1 pseudogene is annotated in these 1,122 nt (G+C 55.7%); it reads left to right on the top strand.

What is annotated here, in order from left to right:
* Positions 1 to 110: 110 nt before the first annotated feature.
* A pseudogene (locus tag DW49_RS0124365) lies at positions 111 to 815 on the top strand (TrkH family potassium uptake protein); the annotation flags it as partial.
* Between the last annotated feature and the right edge of the window lie 307 nt (positions 816 to 1,122).

Here is a 1,122-nt window from a genome sequence, read left to right as displayed (position 1 = left end):
ATCAGTCATTATCTGATGCATCGCTACAACTGGATTCGGCCACACCAGTTCAATGATGGACTGGCGCCCGCTCAGTACGAGAAAAACCTTAACGTCGTGTCCGGGATGAGTTGACCACTACACTGTACGTCGCGACGCTGCGCGGCAACCGCAAGGCGTTGATCAAGGATGAGCAGGTGCAGGGGCTGATCGGCCTGTTGCTGATTACCTGGCTGGTGATGACCGTGTGGTACGCCAATACCACTGACTTGCCGTGGACCGAAGCGCTGCGTCATGTGGCGCTGAACGTGACGTCGGTGGTAACCACTACGGGCTTTGCACTGGGTGACTACAGCCTGTGGGGCAATTTCTCGCTGATGCTGTTCTTTTATCTGGGTTTCATCGGTGGCTGTTCCGGTTCGACGGCAGGCGGGGTGAAGATTTTCCGCTTTCAGGTCGCTTATATTCTGCTCAAGACCAACCTTAATCAGTTGATTCACCCACGCGCGGTGATGAAGCAGAAGTACAACGGGCATCGACTGGACGACGAAATTGTTCGCTCGATTCTGACCTTTTCGTTCTTTTTCACGATCACCATCTGCTTGATTGCGTTGATGCTGTCGCTGCTCGGGCTGGACTGGATGACTGCGCTGACGGGTGCGGCGAGCACTGTGTCTGGCGTGGGTCCCGGGCTGGGCGAGGTCATTGGCCCGGCGGGTAACTTCTCCACCCTGCCGGATGCTGCCAAGTGGATTCTGTCCGGCGGTATGCTGCTCGGCCGTCTGGAGATCATTACTGTGCTGGTGCTGTGTGTGCCGGCGTTCTGGCGGCATTGAGGCCGGGCAGCGCTCATCGTGATACACATGTTTTGAAGAGCCCAAAAATCGGGGCTGAAACTGCAGTATCTAGCTGGCCAGAAATGTCTGTGGGAGTGAGCTTGCTCACGAAGACGGTATTTCATACGATGCATTTTCTGCGATTATGCCGGCCTTTTCGCGGACAAGTCCGCTCCCACATTCATCCTCGATTATGATTATCGTGCCGATGCTCCGCGTCGGCATGCAGTTCTGGACGCTCTGCGTCCATCTCGTGACGCTCTGCGTCACACAGCGGTTCGGCGATTTCAGTTGGATATGTTTACGG

The organism is Pseudomonas avellanae BPIC 631 (assembly GCF_000444135.1).
Classification (GTDB): Bacteria; Pseudomonadota; Gammaproteobacteria; order Pseudomonadales; family Pseudomonadaceae; genus Aquipseudomonas; species Aquipseudomonas avellanae.
The sequence above is the reverse complement of the archived record's forward strand: the minus strand, read 5'-3'. Positions and strand labels throughout refer to the sequence as shown.